Source organism: Microvirga sp. jy35 (assembly GCF_056148915.1).
Genome location: NZ_JBWBEW010000002.1, coordinates 155,399 through 181,049 on the forward strand (window position 1 = coordinate 155,399; position 25,651 = coordinate 181,049).

The 25,651-nt window shown below is 62.0% G+C and carries 22 protein-coding genes; 8 read left to right on the plus strand and 14 right to left on the minus strand.

Annotated features, from left to right (window positions below; genetic code table 11):
• Positions 1-41: 41 nt before the first annotated feature.
• From AC0QTX_RS02460 to AC0QTX_RS02485, 6 genes are read right to left on the minus strand one after another with little or no spacing between them, the layout of a single operon-like run.
• On the minus strand, positions 42-971 hold the full coding sequence (locus AC0QTX_RS02460; protein WP_474602234.1) for a glycoside hydrolase 5 family protein: 930 nt from the start codon (positions 969-971) through the stop codon (positions 42-44).
• Complete coding sequence (locus AC0QTX_RS02465) at positions 968-1,741, minus strand: TIGR04290 family methyltransferase (protein WP_474602235.1); 774 nt, start codon at positions 1,739-1,741, stop codon at positions 968-970. Before AC0QTX_RS02465 ends, AC0QTX_RS02460 begins: the two co-directional genes overlap by 4 nt.
• An 8-nt stretch (positions 1,742-1,749) precedes the next feature.
• Complete coding sequence (locus AC0QTX_RS02470) at positions 1,750-2,562, minus strand: sugar phosphate nucleotidyltransferase (protein ID WP_474602236.1); 813 nt, start codon at positions 2,560-2,562, stop codon at positions 1,750-1,752.
• Positions 2,563-2,564: 2 nt separating this feature from the next.
• Positions 2,565-3,674 (minus strand): CgeB family protein, encoded by a 1,110-nt coding sequence (locus AC0QTX_RS02475; RefSeq protein ID WP_474602237.1) that lies wholly within the window; start codon positions 3,672-3,674, stop codon positions 2,565-2,567.
• Positions 3,671-4,270 (minus strand): histidine phosphatase family protein, encoded by a 600-nt coding sequence (locus AC0QTX_RS02480; protein WP_474602238.1) that lies wholly within the window; start codon positions 4,268-4,270, stop codon positions 3,671-3,673. The genes AC0QTX_RS02475 and AC0QTX_RS02480 overlap by 4 nt, the downstream gene beginning before the upstream one ends.
• 12 nt (positions 4,271-4,282) lie before the next feature.
• Positions 4,283-5,365 (minus strand): inositol-3-phosphate synthase, encoded by a 1,083-nt coding sequence (locus tag AC0QTX_RS02485; RefSeq protein ID WP_474602239.1) that lies wholly within the window; start codon positions 5,363-5,365, stop codon positions 4,283-4,285.
• Between the two features lie 411 nt (positions 5,366-5,776).
• On the opposite strand from AC0QTX_RS02485, the gene AC0QTX_RS02490 reads away from it, so the two are divergent.
• The 7 genes from AC0QTX_RS02490 to AC0QTX_RS02520 all read left to right on the plus strand — a co-directional run bounded on the left by AC0QTX_RS02490 (position 5,777) and on the right by AC0QTX_RS02520 (position 13,630).
• Positions 5,777-6,889: an NAD-dependent epimerase/dehydratase family protein gene (locus tag AC0QTX_RS02490; protein ID WP_474602240.1), complete on the plus strand. Its 1,113-nt coding sequence runs from the start codon at positions 5,777-5,779 to the stop codon at positions 6,887-6,889.
• A complete protein-coding gene (locus tag AC0QTX_RS02495; protein WP_474602241.1) occupies positions 6,886-8,001 on the plus strand; it encodes an SDR family NAD(P)-dependent oxidoreductase in 1,116 nt (371 codons plus the stop codon). Before AC0QTX_RS02490 ends, AC0QTX_RS02495 begins: the two co-directional genes overlap by 4 nt.
• Before the next feature lie 42 nt (positions 8,002-8,043).
• Positions 8,044-9,177, plus strand: a complete 1,134-nt coding sequence (locus AC0QTX_RS02500; protein ID WP_474602242.1) for a glycosyltransferase family 4 protein — start codon at positions 8,044-8,046, stop codon at positions 9,175-9,177.
• Positions 9,174-10,286 carry a CgeB family protein gene (locus AC0QTX_RS02505; RefSeq protein WP_474602243.1) on the plus strand — a complete coding sequence of 371 codons (1,113 nt, stop codon included), beginning with the start codon at positions 9,174-9,176 and terminating at the stop codon, positions 10,284-10,286. Before AC0QTX_RS02500 ends, AC0QTX_RS02505 begins: the two co-directional genes overlap by 4 nt.
• Positions 10,283-11,377 (plus strand): CgeB family protein, encoded by a 1,095-nt coding sequence (locus tag AC0QTX_RS02510; RefSeq protein WP_474602244.1) that lies wholly within the window; start codon positions 10,283-10,285, stop codon positions 11,375-11,377. The genes AC0QTX_RS02505 and AC0QTX_RS02510 overlap by 4 nt, the downstream gene beginning before the upstream one ends.
• Positions 11,374-12,483, plus strand: a complete 1,110-nt coding sequence (locus tag AC0QTX_RS02515; protein WP_474602245.1) for a CgeB family protein — start codon at positions 11,374-11,376, stop codon at positions 12,481-12,483. The genes AC0QTX_RS02510 and AC0QTX_RS02515 overlap by 4 nt, the downstream gene beginning before the upstream one ends.
• A gap of 112 nt (positions 12,484-12,595) precedes the next feature.
• Positions 12,596-13,630, plus strand: a complete 1,035-nt coding sequence (locus tag AC0QTX_RS02520; protein ID WP_474602246.1) for a UDP-glucuronic acid decarboxylase family protein — start codon at positions 12,596-12,598, stop codon at positions 13,628-13,630.
• Between the two features lie 222 nt (positions 13,631-13,852).
• On the opposite strand, the gene AC0QTX_RS02525 is transcribed toward AC0QTX_RS02520, so the two are convergent.
• Positions 13,853-15,043: a YihY/virulence factor BrkB family protein gene (locus AC0QTX_RS02525; protein ID WP_474602247.1), complete on the minus strand. Its 1,191-nt coding sequence runs from the start codon at positions 15,041-15,043 to the stop codon at positions 13,853-13,855.
• A gap of 212 nt (positions 15,044-15,255) precedes the next feature.
• On the opposite strand from AC0QTX_RS02525, the gene AC0QTX_RS02530 reads away from it, so the two are divergent.
• Complete coding sequence (locus AC0QTX_RS02530) at positions 15,256-16,434, plus strand: glycosyltransferase family 87 protein (protein ID WP_474602248.1); 1,179 nt, start codon at positions 15,256-15,258, stop codon at positions 16,432-16,434.
• A gap of 11 nt (positions 16,435-16,445) precedes the next feature.
• Here the strand turns inward: AC0QTX_RS02530 and AC0QTX_RS02535 are convergent, their stop codons facing one another.
• The 7 genes from AC0QTX_RS02535 to AC0QTX_RS02565 form a co-directional block, all read right to left on the minus strand.
• Positions 16,446-18,068, minus strand: a complete 1,623-nt coding sequence (locus tag AC0QTX_RS02535; RefSeq protein ID WP_474602249.1) for a hypothetical protein — start codon at positions 18,066-18,068, stop codon at positions 16,446-16,448.
• Positions 18,069-18,070: 2 nt separating this feature from the next.
• Positions 18,071-19,687 carry a hypothetical protein gene (locus tag AC0QTX_RS02540; protein ID WP_474602250.1) on the minus strand — a complete coding sequence of 539 codons (1,617 nt, stop codon included), beginning with the start codon at positions 19,685-19,687 and terminating at the stop codon, positions 18,071-18,073.
• Complete coding sequence (locus tag AC0QTX_RS02545; protein WP_474602251.1) at positions 19,684-21,300, minus strand: hypothetical protein; 1,617 nt, start codon at positions 21,298-21,300, stop codon at positions 19,684-19,686. The genes AC0QTX_RS02540 and AC0QTX_RS02545 overlap by 4 nt, the downstream gene beginning before the upstream one ends.
• 29 nt (positions 21,301-21,329) lie before the next feature.
• Positions 21,330-22,073 carry an SDR family oxidoreductase gene (locus AC0QTX_RS02550; protein ID WP_474602252.1) on the minus strand — a complete coding sequence of 248 codons (744 nt, stop codon included), beginning with the start codon at positions 22,071-22,073 and terminating at the stop codon, positions 21,330-21,332.
• Positions 22,073-23,407, minus strand: coding sequence for an FAD-binding oxidoreductase (locus AC0QTX_RS02555; RefSeq protein WP_474602253.1), 1,335 nt, complete (start codon positions 23,405-23,407; stop codon positions 22,073-22,075). The genes AC0QTX_RS02550 and AC0QTX_RS02555 overlap by 1 nt, the downstream gene beginning before the upstream one ends.
• Positions 23,404-23,799, minus strand: a complete 396-nt coding sequence (locus AC0QTX_RS02560; protein ID WP_474602254.1) for a GtrA family protein — start codon at positions 23,797-23,799, stop codon at positions 23,404-23,406. Before AC0QTX_RS02560 ends, AC0QTX_RS02555 begins: the two co-directional genes overlap by 4 nt.
• 80 nt (positions 23,800-23,879) lie before the next feature.
• The gene (locus AC0QTX_RS02565) at positions 23,880-25,424 is read right to left on the minus strand and encodes a UbiA family prenyltransferase (protein ID WP_474602400.1); all 1,545 of its coding nucleotides are present in this window, start codon (positions 25,422-25,424) and stop codon (positions 23,880-23,882) included.
• Positions 25,425-25,651: the final 227 nt, after the last annotated feature.

Below are 25,651 nucleotides of genomic sequence, written 5' to 3' on the forward strand. Positions count from 1 at the left end.
CGGTTCAGCCGCCCTAATCATGAGCGCTGCTCCGTGTGGATTCAGAGCACTTCCAGAATCTTGCTGGTCGGAGCCGACTGGCCCGCAGGCGCATAGCGCCGGATCATGCTGGCGCAGAACTCGGCGAACTCTTCCTTCACCTGCGGGGCGCTGGTGTGATGCGGTGCGATTCCGCGGTGCTCGGGTGTAAAGCAGAACGTCACCGTCACGTCGAATTCGGCAAGTGCTTCCATCTGGCGGTCGAACCACTCCAGCGCATTGGGACGGAAGCTGTCGGCCCAGGACAGGCCGGTGCGCAGATACTTCACGCCCAAACGCTTCATCCACATCACCGCATCATCAAGGCGGTGATCCTCGAAGTGGAACCACTGGCACAGGCCCATCTGGGAAGCGTACTTCGCATATTCCTCGAGAGAGGGCTTGGGCGTGCCGTCCTCGCGCAGCAGCCCCATGTAGAAGTGGCGGTAATACGAGGACCCTTCAGCCTCCCGGTGCCGCGTGGTCGCCTCCCAGGCGCGGGGCAAATCGTACAGGCTGTACCAGTGGATCTTCGGCACTTTGCCGATGAGGAGCTCTGCGGTTCTATTGAGGCCCCAGACCTGCACTTCCTCGGCTCCGAAGGTCGAGATGCCGACTTCGCTGACCCAAATGGGCTTGTCCGTCACCGCTCGGATCTCATCGATCTTCGCCGGCCAATCATGGATCTGCCAGAGGTTCCAGTCGAGTGGGAAGCCGTGAACGGCCACGACGTCGAGATGATCGAGGGCGCCGTGGCCCTCCAGCTTCTTGATGAAGCCGGGATCGATTGGCGAGATGCCGCCGAGTGCGCGGGGCAGGTTGGGATTCTCAGCCTTGATCGCTTGTCCGGCGGCAATCACCATCTCGGAAAAGAGCTTCCAATCCGGGTCGATCTCCGGATCCCAGTGGGATTTGTTGTTCGGCTCGTTCCAGATCATTGCAGCTTCGATCATGCGGTTCTCCCTTGGGCCGGGTAGACGGCGCCCGCTCCAGGCGGGGCATCGACACGGCGACAGATGTAAACTTCGGCTTCCGGATGCTGGACGATCTCGAATCCGGCGCTGCGGAGCATGGCTTCTACGCAAGCCGAGTTCGGTGCCCACCAGTTGGTCGGGTCATCCGCATAGCGATGTTCGATGAAGTGCATCTTCGGGTAGCGCGGATCGTCGAAATGGTCCGTCTGCCAGAAGGTGTAGTTCTCCTCGACCGGCATGGTTTCCGCCGATCCACGCTGCATAGACTGGAATACGAGAAGATCCCTGGCGACATGCTCGTGAATAAGGTCGAGGGCGAGAAGCGGATGGCGCAGATGGTAGAGGACGCCCATGAAGAGCACCACGTCGAACTTTTCGCCAAGCCGCCCGACATCATAGACCGACAGCTTCTGAAACTCGATGTCGTAGCCCATTGTCTGAGCAGCGAAGCGCGCCTGAGCAAGATAAGCCTCGTCGAAATCGACTCCCAGTACGCGCTCCGCCCCACGCTTCTTCATCTCCATGGAGTAGAAGCCGCCATTGCAGCCGATGTCGAGAACGCTCTTGCCGGTAAGGTCCTGCGGAATTGCCTCGGCGAATTGCTGCCACTTCACGGCAGGGTAATTGCCGAGGAAGTGACTGGGGGCGGTCCAGACGCCGCCTTTCAGCTCGATGTTGTGAAACCAGGGGCCAAGCGCTTCGGCTTTCCGGCGGATTTCTTCCGGTGGCATCGGATCGATCGCATTCATCGTGGAGTCTACTCCCTGCTCAAATCGTGGAGGCCGCGGGGCAGCCGGCCGGCAGGCCAACCCAACGCAACCCGCGCGCCTGTGACGTTCTCCTGCTGGGCCGCCTCACTCAGCAAGCCGATAGCGGATCGGTAGCCATGCAGCGTTCCGACATCGACATAGGATACGCCGGCCTTGACCCCGATGGCCTCGCCGCCTTGAGCAAGATAGGCGTTCACCAGGGTGCCGAAATACTCATCCTGGCGGTCGCGGGAGAGCCAGAGCTGGCGCAGCGCCTCGAGCACATGGCCCGGCATCCTGAAGGCGCCCCAGATCCAGCGCGACGAAGCATCATCCCGCTTCACCTGGATCTCCTGTACATGCATCGTCTCGTCCAGGACCACCGCGTCGAAGACCTGCGGGTTGTCGACAGGAAAGAGAAGGAATGAGAGTATTCCCTCCGGCAGTTCCGCGAGAGCCTTCTCCGGGAACCAGACCGTGTCCGGCAAGCCAACGATCACGCTCTCCTCGGCCGGGATCAGGGGAGCTGCACGGAACACAGCATCGCATAATCCGCTCGCCTGCGGCTGGACCACATAGGCGATGGAGGCGGTCCCGTAGCTTGCGCCATAGTACTCCATGATGTCGGACTTGCCCGGGGAGATCACGAAGCAGATCTTGTCGGCGCCGCCATGGATCATGCGCTCGACAAGGTATTCGCTGACCGCACAGGGGCGCTCTACGCCGTTGTCGAGACGGCTTCCCACCGGAAGAAGCTCCTTCGAGAAGGCCAGCGGCTGGATGCGACTGCCGATCCCTGCTGCAGGAATGATACCCCACATGGTCAGGCCTCCATCATGGCGGCGGGGCCACCGGTCGAAGATGGGATGGAACTGGCGCTCTCCAGCAGGATCTCAAGCTCGCGGGCCCGTTGCTCCGCGGTATGGTCCGCGAGCACCCGCTCACGGCCAGCGCTGGCAACGCGTTTCAGCTCGGCATCCGTGAGATCGAGAGCACCGACCGTATCGTCACTTGTTTCCGCAATGAGGATCTCCTGGCCGGGCTGGAAGAAGCTGTCGAGGCCTTCCCAATTGTCTGTGAGGATCGGTGTGCCGCAGGCTGCCGCCTCGAACAAGCGTCCCGAGGGGCACCAGCCCATCTCCGCCATAGCCTGCCGGGTGATGTTGAGCGTCAGGCGCGAGGAGGAGAAGAAAGCGGGGTGCTCCGGCGGCGGCAGATGTCGGACGAAAGAGATGTTGGCCTGCCAGGGGAAGTCGGCTGGATATTGCGCTCCTCCGATCAGGAAGTGGTGATCCGGCCGCAAGCCTGCAGGATCGATGAACAGGCGTTGCAGGGCGGCTTGCCGGTCCGCCGCATAGGTGCCGAGATAGGAAAGGTCCGAGACATAATGCTCTACCGGCTGCACCGGGTGGTGCACGTCGGGATCCACGTGCCCGTAAAGGGGCGCAACGCGGCGGGCCCCGAGCTCAGACTGAAGCCTGTCGAGGGCGCAACCGCCCGTGTAGCTGAGCGCCAGATCGAAGTCGCGCAGGCCCCGCGGGCTGATGTAGCTAATGGACTCTCCTGCTTCCAGGCGCGAGAAGGTAACCGGAGTGTCAAGATCGTAGAACACATGGAGCGGACGTGGTGCGTCGAGCAGGAGTTTGCTCGCTGCGATGCCGTCCGGGCAATAGGAGGTTGCCATGGCCACGTCTGCGTCGGCCAGTTCGGCCTCGGCCCGCCGGCGGATATCGCTCCAATCCTGATAGAGGACGAGCTCGCCGCCCGGGATTTCGAAGAGATCCCGGTTAGCGGAATAATAGGGCACATCCTTTTCGAAGAACACGACTCTGTGTCCCCGCTTCGCGAGCGCCCGGACAAGACCTCGCCAGAGGGTCGCGTGGCCATTTCCCCAGGATGAGGAGATCGTGAGGCCGAAAATGACGATCTTCATGCGGGCACGACCTCGTTCAGACGCAACACTTTCGAGCCCCAGTCGCCGACCACGAGGGTGCTGATGGAGGCAGGGTCGATGTCGAAGCGTGCATAGGCGTCGAGCGGCAGGCCGAGATGATAGAGCAGGGCGGCCTTGATGACGTCGCTGTGGCTGACGAGGATGACGCAGCGATCAGAATGGCGGCTGCGCAACTGCTCCAGTACGCCGACGATCCGGATCTGCGCTTCAAGCATCGTCTCCCCATAGGGCGGGCGGCTGTTGCTGCGGGCATTGTTCCATGCCGCCCAGCGGGGATCCTGCGCCAGAGCCTCGAAGCTCGTGCCGGACCAAGCTCCGAAGTCGATCTCGGCGATGTCCTCGCAGAATCCGAGCTCCTGGCCGAGACGGGCCGCAATGGGTTCGGAGGTCTCTACGGCCCGCTCGAGCGGGCTTGTCTGAATGCTGGCTATGTTCTCGTTGGCGAAGCGCGCCGCCAGACGTTCAGCCTGGGCCTTCCCGATTGTGCCGAGATGCACACCCGGCATGCGGCCGCACAAAATGGTGCCGACCCGGTCATGGGCTGCATGGCGCACGAGATGGAACGTGGTGGTCACGTCCAGGCACCCCTATTCTTCGTCGCCATCAATGAACCGGATGGTTCTCTCGCGAGCTTCGTTGTCGGTGAATTGCTGCGGCGGTGACTTCATGAAGTAGCTGGAGGGGCCGGTCAGTGCGCCTCCGATCTTGCGATCCAAGGCAAGCTTCGCGCAGCGGACGGCATCGATCACGATTCCAGCGGAGTTGGGCGAGTCCCAGACTTCCAGCTTCACCTCCATGTTCAGCGGCACGCCGCCGAAAGCGGTGCCTTCCAGGCGGATATAGGCCCATTTGCGATCCGTGAGCCACGGCACGTGGTCGCTGGGGCCTACATGGATGTCGTTGGCGGGCAGGGGGATGTCGAGCTGGCTGGATACAGCCTGAGTCTTCGAGATCTTCTTGGATTCAAGCCGCTCTCGCTCCAGCATGTTCTGGAAATCGGTGTTGCCGCCGAAGTTGAGCTGATAGGTACGATCAAGCCGCACGCCGCGCTCGCGGAAGAGATTGGCCAGCACGCGATGGACGATGGTGGCGCCGACCTGGCTCTTGATGTCGTCGCCCACGATGGGCAGCCTGCGCTCCTCGAAGCGCTTGCGCCATTCCGGGTTGGAGGCGATGAAGACCGGAATGCAGTTGACGAAGGCGCAGCCCGCCTCCAGCGCCCGTTCGGCATACCATTCTGTCGCCTTCTGGGATCCTACGGGCAGATAGGAGACCAGGACATCCGTCTTGGACTGCCGCAGGATCTCCGTGACATCAGCCTCCTCCTGGCCCGATTCCTCGATCTCCTCCCGCAGGTACTTGCCGAGACCGTCGAGGGTCTTGCCGCGATGAACGATGATGCCGCTCTCAGGAACGGGCGCAAAGCGCTGCGTGTTGTTGGGTTCGGCGAAGATCGCCTCGGAGACGTCCCGGCCAACTTTAGAGGCGCTTATGTCAAAGGCCGAAGAGACCTCGACATCGCTGATATGATATCCGCCGATGTCCACGTTCATCAGTCCCGGCACAGGCTCGTTGCCCTTGGCGTCTTTATAATAGGAAAGGCCCTGCATGAAGGACGAGGCACAATTGCCGACGCCCACGATCCCGACGCGGACCTTTCTCGAACTCATGGCAGTTTCTCCCTTGTGCGCCCGGACAATTGCCTGCACTCTTGAGGCGCCTCCAGAGGCGGCAACGGGCAAAGACCGGGCGGCATCGTCCCAAGCTTGGCCGTCAACGTTCGGGAAAGGTATGTAGTTCCCTCTCTCGATTCCTGCCTTGGGTCTCTTGTCTTAGCGCGTCGGCGCCCAAACTACTCAGCAGGTGCAGGAACAAAGATGAAGCCTCGGCGTTTCCACAGCGAAAGGCCAAGCTTGCAAGGGATATACATGGCGGGACTGGTTGCCTGATGGGTCCCGCCTTTGCCTGTTCATGTCTGGAATATGCGGATGTCTCGCGTCGCTTTTCCGGTCAGGAAACGGGCTTCGGTTCCCGGTCGACCATTTGGCTTGCAGATCAGTGAACAGATCCGGAGGCATCTCGTGACGGAAACCATCCTCATTACCGGCGGTGCAGGCTTCATTGGACGTTACGTTGCTCGCGCCTGCCTGGAGCGCGGTCACCGGGTTCGGGTGCTCGACAGCCTCATCGAGCAGGTTCACGGCGACAAGACGCAGGCCGACGGACTCGATCCCGAGGTCGAGGTCGTCGTTGGCGACGTGCGCGACGAGACGGCGGTCCTGAGGGCGCTGAAGGGGGCCACGAAGGTGGTCCACCTCGCGGCGGAGGTCGGCGTCGGCCAGAGCATGTATGCCGTCGACCGTTATGTCTCTGTCAACGATTACGGCACCGCAGTGCTGTTCCAGCAGCTCATCGATAATCCGGTCAAGCGGGTGGTCGTCGCCTCGTCCATGAGCATCTATGGCGAGGGCCTCTACAAGGATGCCGAAGGCCGCATCCGTGAGGATGTCGCACGCACGCCGCGCGCGAGCGAGAGCGACCCCTGGGATCCCCTCGACGAGCAGGGGCGCCCCCTCGTCCCGGTGCCGACGCCGGAATGGAAGAAGCCGGCGCTCGCTTCCGTCTACGCCCTGTCGAAATATGTCCAGGAGCGACTGACCCTGACCCTCTGCCCAGCTTACGGAATGGAGGGTGTCGCACTCCGGCTCTGGAACGCCTATGGCCCCGGGCAGGCACTGTCCAACCCCTATACCGGCGTTCTCGCGATCTTTGCCTCGCGGCTTCATAACGGTCAGCCGCCGATGATCTTCGAGGACGGACAGCAGCGCCGCGACTTCGTGCATGTCGAAGATGTGGCGCAGGCCTTCGTTCTGGCCCTTGAGCATGAGAAGGCGCCGGGCGGCGTCTACAATGTCGGCAGCGGCCAGGATCGCACCGTTTCCGAGGTGGCGGAGCTGCTGTCCCACGCCATGAACCGCCCCATGGCGCCGGAGATTGCCGGCAAGGCGCGCATCGGCGATATCCGTCATTGCATTGCCGACATCACGAAGATCCGTGAGGAGCTGGGTTACAGCCCTAATAAGGACTTCTCGGAGGGCTTGGCGGAACTCGCCGAATGGGTTGCCAAGCAGGAAGCCAAGGATCTCGTGCAGGAGGCCCGCAAGGAGCTGGAAGCGAGAGGCCTGGTGGCATGAAAGCAACCGACACGCCTCCCGGTGCCCCTGCCATCCTCCGTCGGAGGCCAGTTCTGGTCACCGGCGGTGCGGGCTTCATCGGGTCCAATCTCGCCGACCGCTTTGCAGGCGAGGGTCACGACGTTCTGGTTTATGACGCGCTGGCGCGTCCCGGCGTCGACCGCAATCTGGAATGGCTGAAGAAGCGGCATCCGAGCAAGATCTCGGCCGTCGTCGGCGACATCCGGGACGAGACGGCTGTGGCCGATGCCGCGGGTGAGGCGCAGGCCGTGTTCCACATGGCGGCGCAGGTCGCCGTCACGACGAGCCTCGTCGATCCGCGCGAGGATTTCGAGATCAATATCCGCGGCACCCTGAATCTGCTCGATGCGCTCCGGCAGCGGAATGAGCGGGTGCCGCTGATCTTCGCTTCCACCAACAAGGTCTATGGCGACCTTGCTGATGTGGAGCTTGAGAAGACGAACGACGCCTACAAGCCCCGCAACCCCGCTGTCCGGGATGCGGGCATCGGCGAGACGCGGCCGCTCGATTTCCATACGCCGTACGGCTGCTCCAAGGGAGCGGCCGATCAGTATGTTCTGGACTATGCCCGCTCCTTCGACATTCCCACCTGCGTGATGCGCATGAGCTGCATCTACGGCCAGCGGCAGATGGGAACCGAGGACCAGGGCTGGGTCGCACACTTCCTGATCCGCGCTCTCGAGGGCGAGCCCATCACGATCTACGGCGACGGCTGTCAGGTCCGAGACGTGCTCAACATATCCGATGCGGTCGATGCCTACGCGGCCGCGTGGGCGCGGATCGATGCGGTCCAAGGCAAGGCTTTCAACCTCGGTGGAGGGCCGACGAATGCCATCAGCCTGCGCCAGCTCATCACCCATATCGAGGATGTGATCGGCCGCCCAGTCGAGACAATCTACTCAGACTGGCGGGCCGGCGATCAGCGCTACTACGTCTCCGATACCCGACTCGTGACGCGGGAACTCGGCCTGAAGCAGCCGACCTCATGGCTCAAGGGCGTCGCCGCTCTTGCAGAATGGCTACAGGCGGAGAGGGGGCTCGCGCGGCCGGAATCGGCTCCCCGTCTGCGGGCTGCCGAGGCTCTGTCATGAAAGCGGGCCGTGGGCTTAGGTTGCGTACCCTCGAGAGCTGCAATGGCCGCACCTGAAGTTGCGACGAACCTGCATGTACTCATGACGGCCGATGCGGTCGGCGGGGTTTGGCAATATGCCATCGACCTCGCCGGTGGCCTGCGAGCGCAAGGTGTCAGAATGACGATTGCGGTCCTGGGCCCTGCGCCTTCAGCGGCTCAGCAGGCCGAGGCCGAAGCGGCTGGTGCGGAGCTCGTCGCAACGGGCCTGCCTCTCGACTGGACTGCACTTCATCAAAGCGAAGTGGAAGAGGCCGGTCACGCCATCGCGCGCCTTGCAGCGCAGGTTCGGCCGGACCTCGTTCATCTCAATGCGCCCGCGCTGGCAGCCGATGCAGAATTCGATGTGCCAATTGTGGCTGCATGCCATTCCTGCGTTGCCACTTGGTGGCGGGCCGTCAAAGATGGGCCCTTGCCGAACGATTTCATCTGGCGCACGGACCTCGTGCGGCAGGGGTATGCTTCTGCGAGCCAGCTTCTGGCGCCCACCCTCGCATTTGCTCAGGCGACTGCTGAAACCTATGGCCTCGCGCAGCTCCCAACAATCGTGAGAAACGGAAGGCGCGTCCTGTCAGGTCAGACGGATGCTCGCTCAGAGCCGTTCGTCTTCACTGCAGGGCGCCTCTGGGACGAAGGAAAGAACTTCGCCACCATTGATCGTATGGCTGCGCGCCTGTCGGTCCCGGTCGTCGCTGCTGGCCCGCTGCAGGGGCCGAATGGCGTGCACGTCGAGGCCCACCATGCCAAGCCTCTTGGCCGCTTGAGCGATGCGGATGTTGCACGCCAGCTCATCAAGCAGCCGATCTTCGTGTCGACGGCGCTCTACGAGCCGTTCGGCCTTGCTGTGCTGGAGGCGGCCCAGGCCGGCTGTGCCCTTGTCCTCTCAGACATCCCGACCTTCCGTGAGCTCTGGGAGGGCGCGGCGCTGTTCGTCGACCCAAGGAATGAACATGAGGCTGCCGATGCCGTCGAGCGTCTGGTGCGGAACCCGGACGCACGAGCCGTCCTGGGGCGTGCAGCCAGAAAGCGGGCCGAAGCTTATGCGGTCGAGGTCATGAGTGAAGGTGTTCTGAGATCCTATCGGTCCGTGCTCGCCGGCACATGCCATGAATCCTCCCTTGAGGGCGCTGCCGCATGAAGTTCGTCTATTTCACCCATTCCCTTGCCTCCTGCTGGAATCACGGCAATGCGCATTTTTTACGTGGTGTGCTGCGCGATCTGGTTCATCGCGGGCATGAGGTGGTGGCTTACGAGCCCAAAGGCTCCTGGAGCCTTGAGAACCTGCTGAAGGATCACGGCGAAGCGGGGCTCAATGCTTATCGCAGTCTCTATCCCGAATTGTCGTCGACCGTCTTCGATCCTGATCTCGATCTGGAAGAGGCGCTCGCCGATGCGGATGTGGTGATCGTCCATGAATGGAACGACCCTTGGCTCGTTGCCGCCATCGGCAAAGTGCGCAGGCAGGGCGGCCGTTTCACGCTTCTCTTTCACGACACGCACCATCGGGCTGTGAGCGATCCCAACGCCATCCGTCAGTTCGATCTCGACGGATATGACGGTGTCCTCGCCTTCGGCGAGACCCTCGCGGAGGTCTATCGCCGCTGGGGCTGGGGCGAGCGCGTTCATGTCTGGCATGAGGCTGCGGATACGCGTCTTTTCCATCCTCCGGCTCAAGAGGGAGAGCGGAAGGGGCTCGTCTGGATCGGCAACTGGGGCGACGGCGAGCGCAGTGATGAACTGGAAAGCTTCCTCTTCCGCCCGTCACAGGCCGTCGGTCTGCCACTGGATATCTATGGAGTCCGCTATCCCGAGCACGCGCTCGAGACTTTGGCCCGTTATGGGATCACCTATCGCGGCTGGCTCCCGAATGCCCGGGCTCCGGAGGTATTCGCCCGTCACCTGGCGACAGTGCATGTGCCGCGCCGCTTCTATGTCGACATGCTGCCGGGCATTCCCACCATTCGCGTGTTCGAAGCCCTCGCTTGCGGCATCCCGCTGATCTCCGCCCCCTGGAGCGACTCGGAAGGCCTGTTCAGCCCGGGAACGGATTATCTCGTCGCGCAGGACGAGGCTGAGATGGCGCGCCATCTCAAGGCTGTGCGCAACGATGCCGAACTGCGCCGCTCATTGGTCGAGAATGGCCTCAACGCCATTCGCAGTCGCCATTCCTGCGCCCACCGGGCCGAAGAGCTTCTTGCCATCCTTGCCACTCACGGCGCCGGAGCGCCGCTGGAGATGTCCGCATGAAAATCGCCTTCTACGGCTCAAGCCTTCTGTCCTCGTACTGGAATGGCGCCGCCACCTATTATCGCGGTCTGCTGAGCGATCTCGCCCGCCGCGGCTACAGCATCACCTTCTACGAGCCGGATGCCTTCGATCGTCAGAAGCACCGCGACATCGATCCGCCGGACTGGGCGGAGGTGAAGGTTTATCCCGCGACTGAGGATGCGATGCGCGGCGTCGTGGCCGAAGCAGCAAAAGCCGATGTGGTGGTGAAGGCCTCCGGCGTGGGCGTTTTCGACAACGAACTTCTCGAAGGAGTTGTGGCCGCCTCGCGTCGGGACGCCATCCGCATCTTCTGGGATGTGGACGCCCCGGCGACCCTCGCCGAGTTGCGCGAAAGCCCGGACCACCCGCTTCACCGCACCATGCCGTCGCTCGATCTGGTGCTCACCTATGGCGGAGGCCCGCCGGTGGTCGCGGCCTATGAGGGATTTGGCGCCCGCCGCTGCATCCCGGTCTATAATGCCTGCGATCCGTCGACCCATCACCCGGTGCCGGCAGAGGAGCGTTTCAAGGCGGATCTGTCCTTCCTCGGCAACCGCCTACCCGACCGCGAAGCCCGCGTGGAGCAGTTCTTCCTGGAATCCGCCGCCCACCTGCCGAACCGCAGCTTCCTCATCGGCGGCAATGGCTGGGAAACCAAAGGCATGCCATCGAACGTGCGCCACATCGGCCATGTCTACACCCGCGATCACAATGCCTTCAACACAAGCCCGCTGGCCGTTCTCAACATTGCTCGCAATTCCATGGCGACGACAGGTTATTCGCCCGCGACCCGTGTCTTCGAGGCAGCAGGTGCCGGCGCGTGCCTGATCACGGATGCCTGGGTCGGACTTGAGCTCTTCCTGAAGGAGGGCGAGGAAGTGCTCGTGGCTCGTGACGGGAAGGATGTGGCCGATCATGTCGAAGCCCTGACTGCCGAGCGCGCCCGCGCCATCGGCGACGCCGCCCGGGCGCGGATCATGGCCGAGCACACCTATACGCGCCGCGGCGCGGAGGTGGACGCAATCCTGCGCGAGGAGGCATCCCTGAAGCGTGAAAGGAGCGTGGCGTGAGCAATCTTCGCGTCATCGTTCTGGGCTTGAGCCTCTCCTCATCGTGGGGAAACGGTCATGCGACGACCTTTCGGGCGTTGCTGAAAGCCTTTGCGGCACGGGGGCACGACATCCTGTTCCTCGAGCGGGACGTGCCCTGGTATGCCTCGCATCGCGATCTGCAAGACCCCGACTTCTGCCGCCTTGAGTTCTACTCCAGCCTGGAGGATCTCAGGCGCTACCGCGATGTGATCGCCGATGCGGATGCGGTCATCGTCGGCTCCTACGTACCCGAGGGCGACCTCGTCGGACAATGGGTGCAGCAGACGGCAAACGGCGTGGTGGCGTTCTACGACATCGATACGCCGGTGACGCTCGCTAAGCTGGAACGGGGCGATTACGAGTATCTCACGCCCGGGCTCATCGGTGATTACGATGTCTACTTCTCATTCACGGGCGGCCCTACCCTCGACCACCTCATGGAGCATTACGGCTCGCCGGCTGCGCGAGCGCTCTATTGCTCTGTTGATCCAATTGCTTATCCCGCGCTCGATCGCGAAAAGCGGTGGGATCTCAGCTATCTCGGAACCTACAGCCCCGACCGGCAGCCGACCCTTGAGCGGCTGCTGATCAAGCCGGCGCGGCGTGCGCCGCATCTGCGTTTCGTCGTGGCAGGCCCGCAATACCCTGCCGATATCGACTGGCCGTCCAATGTGGAACGCATCGACCACGTTCCTCCAGGGGATCATCCGGCCTTCTACGCCCAGAGCCGCTACACGCTCAATGTGACCCGGGCCGACATGATCCGCGCCGGGTACAGCCCGAGCGTCCGCCTCTTCGAGGCAGCGGCCTGCGGAACGCCGATCATTTCCGACATCTGGGATGGTATCGAGACCCTGCTCGAGCCGGGGCAGGACATCGTCCTCGCCGAGAAACCGGATGACGTCCTCGATGTGCTCAGTACATGGGCCGAGACCCGACGGAAGGCTTTGGGCGCCTCGGCACAGAAGCGAATTTTAGCCGAGCACACGGCCGCTCACCGCGCGGCTTCCATGGAGCGGGATCTGCTGGATGCGATGAACCGTCAGCGCAGGGGTTCTTCTCTGGCTTTGGAAGTCGGGGCCTGACTGTGTGAATAGATTCGGAGGACGGCATTGAACCAATGCCAAGCTTCAACGTTGGACCAGACCAGGTTTGTACCTCGGGACCACCGTTGCCGGTCTGAGAAGGAGCGTTTGCATGAAGAACGGTAAGAGCAAGCACGTCCTTGTTGCGGGCGGTGCTGGATTTCTAGGATCCCACCTTTGCGATGCTCTTCTCAGCGAAGGCGCTCACGTGGTCGTTCTCGATAATTTTCAGACAGGGCGAAAACAGAACCTGCGCCATCTGGAACGTGATCCCCGCTTCGACCTTATCGACAGCGATATCATCAAGCCCTTGCCTGCCCGCCTGCGGTCCAAGCGGGGGAGGTTCGACGAGATCTACAATCTCGCCTGTGCGGCCTCGCCTCCCCATTATCAAGCAGATCCCGAGCACACGATGCTGACGAGCGTTGTCGGGACGCACAACCTTCTCACATACGCAGAAGACATCGGGGCACGCTTCTTCCTTGCATCCACGAGCGAGATTTACGGCGACCCTGAAGTTCATCCGCAGACCGAGAACTATTGGGGCAACGTTAACCCGACGGGTCCACGGGCTTGCTACGACGAAGGCAAGCGCGCCGCCGAAACCCTGACCTTCGACTTCGACCGTTCCGGCCGCGCCGATGTCCGGGTTGCACGGATCTTCAATACCTATGGACCCCGCATGCGCGCCGATGACGGCCGGGTCGTATCGAATGTAATCTGCCAAGCCCTGGCTGGCGAGGACATCACGGTTTATGGGGACGGGAGCCAGACGCGTTCGTTCTGCTACGTGTCGGATCTTGTCGATGGTTTTCTCCGCCTCATGGCCTACCAGGGACCGTTCCCGGGGGCGGTCAATCTGGGCAACCCGGTTGAGCTGACCGTCGGCGACCTCGCCGAAAAGGTTCTGGCGATGACGGGTTCGTCCTCTCGCATCGTCACGCGGCCTTTGCCGATCGACGATCCTCGCCGCCGCCGCCCCGACATTACACGCGCCAAGCAGCTCCTCGGATGGTCCCCGCTCACATCCCTTGAGATCGGCTTGAAGTCCACGATCGCGTGGTTCTCCGACGAGAGAGCCCATGACGGCAAGTCCAATCGAACAGCACCTGCCCTGCAGAACGCCGCCACGATGGGGCAGGTCTAGTTCCGTCGCTCCTCCGTTTTCCATCGGAAAAATTTGTGAATGCGCTGGCGAGGGTCAGCGCATTTTTGCTGCTCGGATCAGCTCCCGCTTGCAGCGAGCCTCGAACAATTGATCCGTCTGAACCTGAGTCGGATACGCGATAGACTCTGCTCATTCTCGATAGGGGGCAAAGAAAAGGGCGCTCCCGGAGAAGCGCCCTTGTTCCACCTGTACCGGGTTGGATCAACTCTTCGCCACGCCTACCGTGTCCGCCATCTGAGCGCCGCGGGTACCCATGGGCTGGTGGGCGCCCTCCGTCGTATCCTTGGCTGTCTGGTGCTCCATCTCGGCGTTGATCTCGGCCCCGAGCAGAACGACCACGCTCGAGATCCAGATCCAAGTCATGAAGCCGATCACTGCACCCAAGGAGCCATAGGTTTCGTTGTAGCTGCCGAAATTGGCCACGTACCAGGAGAACAGCATCGATACGGCAAGCCAGAGCACGGCGGCGATGATGCCGCCCGGGGTGACCCATTTCCATTCAGCCTTGTCGCGGCTCGGGCCGTAGCGATAGACCAGCGACAATCCGAACACGACGACAAGCAGCAGGACCGGCCAACGCGCCAGGGATAGCAGCCATTCGAGGCTGCTGCCCAACCCGATGAAATCCAAAAGGATTGGAAGGACGATAATCCCGGTAATAGCGAGGATAATGAAGACGATCGCTCCCAAGGTGAACGAGAGAGACATGGCGTTCAGCTTAATGAAGCTTCTCTTCTCTTCCTCGTCATACATAATGTTGAGGGCATCGAAGACTGCCTTCATGCCGGCATTGGCGCTCCAGAGGGAGATGGCGAGACCGATGACGAAGCTGAGGCCTAGGGTTCCTCCGCCTTGCGAGGCGATCCGCGTGACCTGTTCGCGAACGATGTCGAGAGCCCCGCTTGGAAGGACGCCCGAAAGCGCATTGAGGTGATCCTGCAGTGAAACGGGATCAGCGAAGAGGCCGTAGAGCGACACTAGAGCGGCGATGGCCGGGAAGATGGCAAGCAGGGCATAATAGGTCACACCGGCTGCAACGGACATCACCCGGTCCTTGCCGAACTCCTCATAGGTACGCCACAGAATGTCCTTCCATCCTTTCGAGGGAATTTCGGTCGGCGTGTCCGCACTGCGTCCGCGGCCCTGCTCATTAGCTGCATGAGGCGGAGCATGCTGCTTCTCGGAGAAGCCGGTGTCGCGCTCACGTCTTTGGGTTTTACCCTGCTGCAGGGGGCGCCGCACGGGGCGTCCAGCTGCGGCTTGGACAGGGCGACGCTCCCCGGATGCCACGAGCCTCACGAGAGCCCAACCGAGAACCACAGCCCACATGGTCGTGACGGCCGAAGAGGTTTGCTGCGTTCCAGGTTGCTGGACAGCCGGATTATTCGCCATAGTCAGACACAGCCTCGCTTGTCAATCGCCAGCCGGAGCGGCCTTGGCTCAACCGTAAACCTCCCGAAATAGACAGCGGTTCCAATTGGTTGCCCCGTTCACAGAATACGGCTGCTGCAGAATCCGGGAAGGAAACCCTGCAGGGGTAGGTTTCGAACAGGGCTGCACTACAACCAAAAAGTCCCCTGAAGCCTTGAGTATAAGGAGCAGTTATGACGGCGGCCGCGCGCTGGATCACAGGCTTTGTCATTATCATAGCGGCTCTTCTCGCAATTTACGCCGAGCTTCCCCGCATCATCCATGAGCCCGGCCTGTGGGATTTCGGATCCTTCGTTGCCTCCGGGCGAGCCGCGAGCGAGGGGCTCAATCCGTATGGGATCTACCCTCTGACCCTACGCGTGGAACTTCCAGGGTTCGAATCGTGGAACCCCAATCTCAATCCGCCGATCTCGGCGCTCCTGTTCCAGGCCTTCGATGTGGCCGATCCATACGTGACATACCAGGTCTGGCGGTGGATCTCGGTTTCCGTCTATGCGGCTGCGATCCTTCTTCTCGTCAGCCGAGTCAAGAGCCGTGCCGAGGCTCTGGTTGTCACCGTGTGGGCTTTTGCGCTTGCCGGGTTCTGGGACACGCTCTTTCTTGGACAGATCTATCTGCCGCTGGTTCTCGTCGGCATTGCAGCATGGCTGTTGCTTGAGCGCGGGAAGGGTCTCATGGCGGGTCTTCTCATTGGCATCGTCGTGGCCATGAAACCGAACTTCCTGGTTTGGCCCGTGCTTCTCTTCCTGTCAGGGCACCACCGCTCTGCGGTCGCATCTTTCATTACGGCAGGCGCCATCAGCCTGATCCCGATGATGATCTACGGACCTGAGGTTTATCGGCAATGGTTCGAGCTGGTTGCCGCTGACGGAAGCCGAGCCCTCTTCCTCACGAACGGCTCCTTTGCCGGTCTTGCTGCCCGAGCCGGTATCCCATCCGTCGGTCTCGCGCTCGGCTTTCTTCTATTGGCAGGGCTGGCTGTCTGGGCTTTGTGGCGGCGACCCGATGTTCTCACGGTCAGCGGCATGGCGCTCCTGGCGTCGATACTGGCTTCGCCGCTCGGCTGGATCCACTACACGCTGTTCCTGCTCCCCGTGATCGTGCGGCATTGGCACAAGCCTGCCATGCGCGCCGTCGCCCTGCTGCTCATCATCCCGGTGCCCTTCATCATCGATCAACTGGGCAAGCCCGATTGGGTTCAGCTGACAACAGGGTCCGTCTACGGCTGGGCGCTGGTGCTGTGCCTGGCGATCCTCATCAGCGATGAGTGGCGTCGTCCCCGGCAGGACGAACAGCGAAGGTCAGACGCTGTTCCCTTACCCGAGCGCCATTACAAGCCGAGCGCCTCCTGATATGCGAGCTGTCAGCCGCCACTCGAGGGGGAGATCTTCTGCTCTTCCTGTTCGGCTTCAGGCGAGCGGCTGACGGTTTCAGCAGGCTCGCGAAGGACATACACCTTCCAGTCCTTCGTTTCCTCCTCGAGGTCATAATGGTCGGACAGGTAGTCCGCATAGATCTGGCGCAAGCCTTCGGCCGTTGAGAACTCGACGGGCCATTTCGGCTCCATCACGACGCGGACATCCTGAAAGAGCGTCTCAGGAGGGAGATGGTGGTGCTCGTTGATCGTACGCCCCCAATGGTGCCACGTACTGTCTCCCCGCGGCGGCGCAAGGTCGAGGCCAGCCGAGAAGGGACCTACGAAATCAAGGACGTGAACCCGGCCTGCTTCATCGCCAAGCGCAGAAAGGGCCCGAGCGCCGTCACCGAGGCTTTCGAGATAGCGGGAGAAGACGGGGTAGTTATCCTCCGTCCATAACTGAACCAGCCTGACCCGGTCGAACTTCGGCAACGGCACCGCCTGACCCTGGTGTGTGCTGGCCAGAATGGCGTGGAGGCCAAGGGTTGCAGCGTGATGGAGGCTGCTGGGCAGAACGAAAGCCAGCAGCAGAAGCTGAGTGCCAGCGGCCAGGGCCGGAGCCTTCCTGTTGGCCGGTGCCGGCGCAGAACGAGCCAGAAGCTCCGCCGCGACAGCCGCCCCGGCCGGAAGGGTGACGATGCCCCAGACCTGAAAATTCTGCATGATCAGCATGAAACCGGAGCCGGCGCAGAACCCATAGAACAGTAAGTCGCGGATGCTCCGCGTGCGCCAGAGGGCAAGAGCGGCGAACATCGCAAACAAGGTATAATCGGCAAGATTCCTGAGAAACACCGAGACGAGTTCATCCAGCGACTTGAAGCTGCCGCTGACCCCGCCTGCCAGAAGAAGGTCGTCGAAGTGGGCCTCGGTCGCATTCCAAAAGGATTCAATCAGCAAACCACCTGCCAGAACCATGCCGAATGCCGCCGATGCCCATCGCCGCTGCTGCGAATCGAGCAGCATCAGGATGAGAAAGCCGAGCGCCACCAGCCCGTAGCTGAGCTTCATGTACAGCATGAGCAGGGTCAGCCCGGCGGCGCAGAAGGCATCGAGTACGCTTTGCAATGAGCGATGGTGGAGTGGCCGGAGGTACAGGATCAGAAGGAGGCCGAGAGCCGCCCACCCGATCCGGTTGTAGAACATGCCGAAGGAAAGACCGGCAATGCTCTCCCCTAGATTGACGGGAACGGCTGCAACCAGGATCAGAAAGACGGACAGCGGCAGGGCGATCGCAGGTCTCAGGCGCGAGCTGACGATGTGAGCGGCAGCCAACGCCATCATCAGGACCAGAAGCGCCATGCCCACCGGCATGGCTGCGCCCAGATGGCCGGAGATCCAGTAGCCCAAGGCTGGAACATAATAGACGAGCGGCCCAAGAGCCGTATGGAAATCCCGGTTCGGGACCTGCCCCTCGCTCACGCGATGCACGCCATCGAGGAAGATGAACAGGTCGTTCAGGTAACGGGTCGTGACCGTCTGGCCCGGCAAGGCGAGCAGCAGGGCGCAGATTCCCGCCGCAGCAAGAACGAGCGCCGCCGAGGTTGCCGGGCTTATCTTCGATACATTCATGGTCACATTCCATCCCCAGCCCCAACACGGGATGGCTGTGCATGTTCCAACGGCTGTCCGACGCTGCTGAGCATGTTCGCTTCGCGGCGCTTGTACACGGTCCAGAGATCGCTGTAGCGTATGGGATCAAATGCCTCTCGGATGTAGGCCCCGTAGAGGTTGCGCAGGGGGATGCCGTTGATGCCGGCCTTCGGCACCATCAACACATCGACATCTCCGAGCAGATGCTCCGCAGGCAGGTGATGGAGATCATTGATGTTGCGTCCCCAGTGGAGCCAAGCGTAGTCGCCGCGGGAAGGGGGCAGCCCCAAGCCCGCCGAAAAGGGATTCGCGAAATCCAGAACCGAGACGTTCTTCGGTTTCACCGGTAGCTCGCTCAGGAGGCGCGCGCCTTCCTGGATGCTCATGAGATAGTCGGTCATGAAGCTGCGGTCGCCCGCTACCCAAAGGTTGGTCAGTCGCAGCTCATTGAAGCGCGGCAGGCCAAACGGCTCGCCCACGCGTGCCGTGGCAGCGCTGGAATGCACGCCGAGCGCCATGAGGCAGTGGAGGCTTGTCGGCAGGAGAAAGGCGAGCAGCAACAGCGGCGCCCCGCGGGCCAGAATCCCGCTGCCTCCTTGGCCGGCGTGCCGGTGGGAGCGCAGCAAGATCTCCGTCGCGACGGCCGCGCCGGCGAACAATGTGATAATCCCCCAGGGTTGTGAGTTCTGGTTTTGGATCATCAAGCCAGGACCCGCACATATTCCGAAGAACAGGAGATCGCGAATGTTGCGGGTCTGCCAGAGCACCAGGGCAGCAAAGATGGCAAGAAGAACATAATCCGCCAGATGACGGAGGAAGGCTAATGACAGATCGACTATGCCGCGCGTTCCGCTCACCCGGCCTGCGAGCGCGAGATCCTCGAGATGAGCAAGCGAGGATCTCCAGACCGCTGCAATGAGCAGAGCGGAGAGGGCAATCATGCCAAGAGCCCAAAGCACCCAGCGACGCTGGCGGGCATCGAACAGCATGAACGCGAGAAAGGCGAGGGCGACAAGGCCGTAGGTCGCCTTGGTGTAGAGCATCGTCAAGGTGAGGGCGGCGGCGCAGAGAGCATCAAGCGGGTCCTGGCCGCCTCGGGTCCGCCCGGGCTGAAGATACATCACGAGAAGCGCGCTGAGGGCCGCCCAACCGATTCGGTTGTAGAACATCGCAAAAGAGAGGGATGCGATGCTCTCGCCGAGATTCATGGGAACGGCAACGATCAGGAGCAGAAACAGGCCGTAGGGAATTGCCACGCTCGGTCGGAGGCGCGAACTGAGGATGTGAGCCATCGGCAGGGCAAGCCCGATGGTCACGGTCGCCATCGCTGTCGGCAGTGCACCGCCCATGCTGCCGGAGATCCAGTATCCGAGAGCCGGCACATAGAATGACAATGGGCCCAAGGCTGTGTGGAAGTCGCGGTTGGGCACCTGACCCGACACAATCCGATGCGCACCGTCGAGAAAGATGAAAAGGTCATTGAGGTAGGCGGTCGTCACCGTCTGGCCTGGAAGGGCGAGGAGCAATCCGAAAGCCACCGCGGCACAAAGGAGTGTGCCAGCTACCCACTGCGTCCGGTGGCCAGGAGAACTCGTCATGAATGGCCGTCCTGCTGCAAGGCGGCCTCTGAAGCCGAAGGAGGACGGCGCCGGTGCAGCTTCCAGTGCTGCGTCTCGCCGGCCGTGTCGAAATGCGCCGCGATATAGGGGCCGTAGATGGCCTGGAGCTGTGGCAACGGACCTTTCAGGGCGTCCGGACCATCAGCAGGTTTCGGCTCCATCACGAATTGCACATCGGCCAGCAAATTCTCCGCTGGAATGTGGTTCGTGCCGCCGAGGGTTCGGCCCCATTGCAGCCATGGCGTATCGCCTTGTGCCGGAGGAGCGTTGAGCGCCATCGAGAACACGTTCCCCTGATCGAGCACGAAGATCCGACTCGGCTTCGGGTCGAGTCTCGATAGTGCGTCGAAGCCGTCTCGGAGAGTGTCCTGATGGGCGACGGCTGTATCGAAGTCGCTCCATGTCCAGAGGTTCGCAACCCGAATCTGCTCAAGGTTCGGAAGTGGCACGGCATTGCCTGCCCGAATGCTTGCTGCAGCCGTGTGAAGGGTGAGCGCAGCCAAGCAATGGATAGAGGTGGGCAGGACAACCGCAAGGAAAAGCAGTTTCGCACCTGCGCCCGTCGACCAGCTCCCATTGTCGATGGCCCTCGCTCGGTGCTCGTCAGACCGAAGGATCGTCTCTGCGGCAACAGCTGCCGCGCCATGAAGCATGATGATGCCCCAGGCCTGGAAATTCTGATTGATGATCAGGAACCCTGCTACGGCACAGAAAGCATAGAACAGAAAATCCCGGATGCTGCGAGTCCGGTACAGGGCCATGCCGGCGAACAGGCCGAGCAGAACGTAGTCGGCGAGGTTGCCGAGGATGTGATCCGTGATCTGCCCCCAGGTACCACGCAGCCCGCCGCCCACATCGAAGGCCATCCGCAGATCGGCTAGATGAGCAAGGGAGGATTGCCATATGAGCTCGATGATCAGCGCGGCTAGCACCGTGATCCCTAAGGCACCAGCGGGCCAGCGGCGCTGCTGCCGGTCGGACAGCATGAGCACAAGAAAGGCGAGGGCCACAGCACCGTAGCTGAGCTTCGTGTAGAGCATCAGAAGCGTCAGAGCGGTCGCGCAGGTCGTATCCAGGATCGTCTGGCGACGGTCGATACTCAGCGGGTGGAGATACATGACGAGGAGCGCGCCTAGGGCGACCCAGCCGATCCGGTTGTAGAACTTGGCAAAGGACAGGGATGTGACGCCCTCGCCGAGATTGATGGGCGCCGCCAGAATCAGGAGCAGGAACAGGCCGTAGGGTATGGCGATGAAGGGATGAAGCCGCGAGCCGAGAATATGCGCCATCGGCAGGGCGAGCACGAGGGTGATCAGGGCCATGGCGGTGGGCATGGTGCCGCCGAGGCTTCCTGACAGAAAATAGCCAGCTGCCGAAAGGTAATAAGCGAAGGGACCTAGAGGCGTATGGAAGTCCTGATTCGGGACTTGACCTGCGGCGACCCGGTAGGCGCCGTCCAGAATGACGAAAAGATCATTTAGGTAGCGGGTCGTAACGGTTTGTCCTGGAAGGGCGAGCAGCAGGGCGAGGAAGGCCGCGGCTGCGAGCAGGATCGGCCCAATCTTCATGGGGCGCTCAGTCCAGAGCCGCATGGTTCTTATCCTCCAGGCGTCAAGGGTTGTTAGAGGCGCAAGCGCTTGAAGAAACGTTCCGGAATGCTCCCGATGGCCATCATGACGGGCCGCCAGATCGGGCGCACGTAGATCACGTCACGGCCGCTCTTCTCGGCAGCCGTGAAGATGGCGCGTCCAACCTCACTGGGCTCCGCAGTCAGGACGGGAGGCAGCTTCATGCCGGCTGTCATCTGCGTACGCACGAAACCGGGTTTGACGGTCACCACCCGCATGCCTTTAGGCGCCAGACGGTTGCGCAGGCCTGACAGGAACGCCGTGAAGCCTGCCTTGGCGGCGCCATAGAGATAGTTGGACCCGCGTCCGCGATCGCCTGCAACGGAACTCACGCCGACAAGGGTGCCGGATCCGCGCGCCAGGAAGCGCTCGGCGAACAATCCGAGCAGGAGCGCCGGCCCCTCGAAATTCGTTCGCAGCACGAGGGATGCATGGCTCATGTCGGTCTGACCCTTGGCCTGATCGCCCAGTTCCCCGATGACGCACACCACCGAATCCGGCAGCGTGGACAAGGCATCGGCGAAGCTCTCGAAGGCACCGGTCTCGAGGATGTCGAGCCGGTGCACCGTCACCTCGGCGCCGGTACGAGCGCGGATGTCATCAGCGTTGCGCCGGGCCTCCTCCTCGTTTCGGGCGGCGAGCTGCACCTGCCACCCGGCCTGAGCGTAGTGAAGGGCCGTAGCGCGTCCGATATCGGAGGTGCCGCCCACGAGAAGGAGAGTTTTCGAAGGTTCCATCAGATGCCCAGCCGTGCCGACAAACGTGAAGAAATTCGGCCGGTCGCCCCTATGGCCCGCCGCATGTCACGAAAGCGGGACAATCCGGGATAGCCGGCCTCAAAGGTTGCAGGCGATTGCCTTGCATCCTTGGCTAGATAGAGCCGTCCCCCGGCTTCGACCACCAAGCGGTCAAGCTCGTCGAGCAGAGGGAAGGTGTCATCGCCGACGGGCAGGTCGAGGGTCAGGGTGAACCCCTCGAGCGGGAACGAGAGATCGCCGTGGCTCGGCCCCAATTGCTTGAGTACGGCCAGGAAGGACGCGTTGCCATGTTTGGAGATCCGCTCGAGGATGCCGCCCAGGACAGCTTGTGCCTGCGCGGTGGGGATGACGCATTGATACTGCAGGAAGCCGCGCCGACCATAGATGCGGTTCCAGTTGCCGATCCCGTCGAGGGGGAAGAAATAAGGATTCCAGTGCACCAGGAAAGGATAGCCGGACTTCACGGCGCCTGCCCGGAAGTACAGCTCGTTGAAGGCGGACACCGACAAACGGTTGAGAGTGAAGGAGGGCAGGTCGAGCGGAACTCCCAGGCGCCCGAGCCTGGAGGACGGATAGGGCTCGGCTCCGGGTCGGAGGGCGTCCACGTCCCGGCCGGTGGCGTGCTCGGCCGCAAAGATCAGTGAACGACCGAGCGAAGCGCCGCGGGACAAGCAGTCGATCCAGGCCACCGAATAGGTGGCGCGGCTCGTCTCCTTGAGGGCCTGGATGGCGCCGTCGAGATCGTGGGCCATAGTGGTCGTCTGGCGCATCCATCCGGTCTCGATGGGCCGGAGACGGAAGGTGGCATCAAGGATGGTGCCCGTAAGCCCCATCCCGCCGATCGTGGCGGACAGGAGCTCGGGATTCTCGTCACGCGAGCAGGTGACGATGTCTCCGTCCGGCAGAGCCAGCGTCAAGCTCTCCACGTGGTCCCCGAACCCACCGTCCCTGTGGTGGTTCTTGCCATGAACGTCCGAGGCGATCATGCCTCCGATGGTGACGAACTTGGTGCCCGGCACAACGGGAGGGAAAAAGCCCCTTGAAACCACGATGTCGAGCAGGTCGGAGAGCAGGACGCCTGCTTCGACTTGGATGCGGCCCGTCGTCCGATCGAAGGCTCGGATGCGATCGAGCCCCCTGGCCATGAGAGTGACCCGTTCTCCGATGGCGGCATCGCCATAGGCGCGCCCGTTGCCGCGGGCCACCAGCCCGGTCCGGGAGGCCATCAGGGAAGGGAAGGCTTTGGAGGACGTGGGGCTGAGGGTCTCTGACGGATGGCGGGGGTAGCGTCCCCAACCGGTGAGTTCCGTCATGCCTGTCGCTCCTTGAACACGAAGGTCCGATCCAGAATGAACTTGGCGGCGTAGCCGATGGAAAGTCCAAGCACCGCGCCGGTATACTTTGCCAGATCCGTTTGCCAGATCATCCAGAAGGCCACCTCGAAACCCCAGAAGACCAAAGTGGTCAGAACGCTGAAGGCGCCATAGAGGGTGATCTTCTGGAACTCCTGCCGATGGCCCCCATAGTCATCGTCGAACACCCACTTTTTGTCGAGCACGTATTTTAGGATGAAGCCGGCGGCCGTTCCCATCAGGATGGACAATGCCAAGGGAGCGACGGGCGCGGTCCGGATGACGATCTCCTGGGTGACCAGATTAACCAGGGTCGCGATGATGGCGAACAGGACATAGCGGACAAACATCATCGACCCCGCTCTCCCGTGAGGCCTTGGAGGAGGCTTTGAGAAGGTCCTGTGCTCTGGATTGCTCGCCGACGGGTCATGACCTAGACGGCAGCCAGGATCAGGATAGCGGCGGCTGCCACTGTCATAAGGCTGCCTCTGTCCTTGAGCGCGAACACCACAGGATCATCATCCATTATCCGTCGCCCGGCGAGCATCAGCGCGCGTGCGATCCAGAACATGAGAAGCGGTCCTACAAGCCAGAGGAGCTGAGGACGCGAGTAGAGCTCATTGACGCTGTCGCTCGAGATGTAGAGTGCCAGGATCGTCACGGCGTTGAAGCCCGCAGCCGCAGCCAGGGCCGCTACGATGTCCAGGTCGCTGTTCTTGTAGTCACGGCTGGTCGGGTCCGGAAGATTGGCGTCGCGGCGAGCTGCCAGTTCCACGTAGCGCTTGATCAGGGCCAGCGACATGAAGATCATCATGCTGAAGGCGATCAGCCACTCGGACACGGCCACGGATGCAGCCACAGCGCCTCCGACCACCCGGACCGAGTAAAGGCCAGCCAGCGTGATCACGTCGACCACCATCATGCGTTTGAGCACGAAGGAATAGGCAGTGGTCAGAGCGAAGTAGCCAAGCAGCACTCCCAGGAACGACAGCGACACAGCGGACCCGACAACCAAGGCTGCGAGAAAAAGAACCGGGATGGCAATTACGCCGTGCATCAGGGGAATGGCGCCGCTTGGCAGGGGGCGCTTGCACTTGCTGCGATGCCCCCGGTCGTCCTGCAGATCCACCAGATCGTTGAGAATGTAGATGCTCGAGGCGCAGAGCGAGAACGCAATGAACGCCAGAACAGCCTGGGTGACAGCCTCCAGCGTGAACAGATGAGCTGCCAGGAGGGGGAGGAAGATGAGCGCATTCTTGGCATACTGATGCACACGCAGCATCTTGGCCCAGGTCCGCCAGGTCGGGCGCGCATGGTTCAGGTGCTCGGCATCAGGACATTGGCTGGCAAGCTTTCTCCGCACCCCGGCAGAGGTGCGGATGGCGATGGACTTGGCAGCTTTCTCCCAGACGGGAAGATCTGCTGCATCGTTTCCGACATAGTCGAACCCACGCTCCCCGAAAGCCTCGACGAGCTGCTGGGCTTTCCTTTGACCGGCCAGATTCGTGGTCTCGTTGGAAGCGAACCATCCGTTGAAGAGGCCAAGGTGCTCCGCGATGCCCTCCACCAAACGCTGGTGACTGGCGGAAGCGAGATAGACAGGGCGTCCAGCAGCTCTGGCCTGATGGATCAGGGACAGGACTTCGGGGTCGTACGGCAACGTTCCGGGGTCGAAATCGACAGGCTCGGACAGGCGGTGCTTGAGGGCGGCCTTGCCACGGGAGAGCGCCATCAGCATGTCGAAGACGGATTGCGGTCGACGGCCCAATTCCGAAAAGGCTGTTTCGATCAGGAGGTCAGAGGCGATCAAGGTGCCGTCGAGGTCGACGACGAGAGGGCGGGACGCCTCCTTAGGAGTTTCGATTTCGAGAGTCGTCCAATGGGCCTCATCCCTCTCGTATCGACGCTCGGCGCGCTCTGACTGGCGGGGGTTGTGGGCGCTATGGGGCAGAGTCCGCGATTTGAGGTCAGATTGCACCAAGAGCCCATGCTCCCTTTCTAAAAGTCTTCAAAGAACTTGTTTTCGGTCGTTCTGCCGCTGTTTAAATGGAGCACTGTCGCTCCATGCCAAGACACTGTTGCCCCTTTCAGCCGCGAGCATCGTCAACTGGCTGATCCGGATTCGCTGTTCCATAGCGGTCGAGTAGAACGTGACGGCAAACCAACAAACGCGGCTGTAAAAAGTTTCATGGCTTGCTTCGTTCA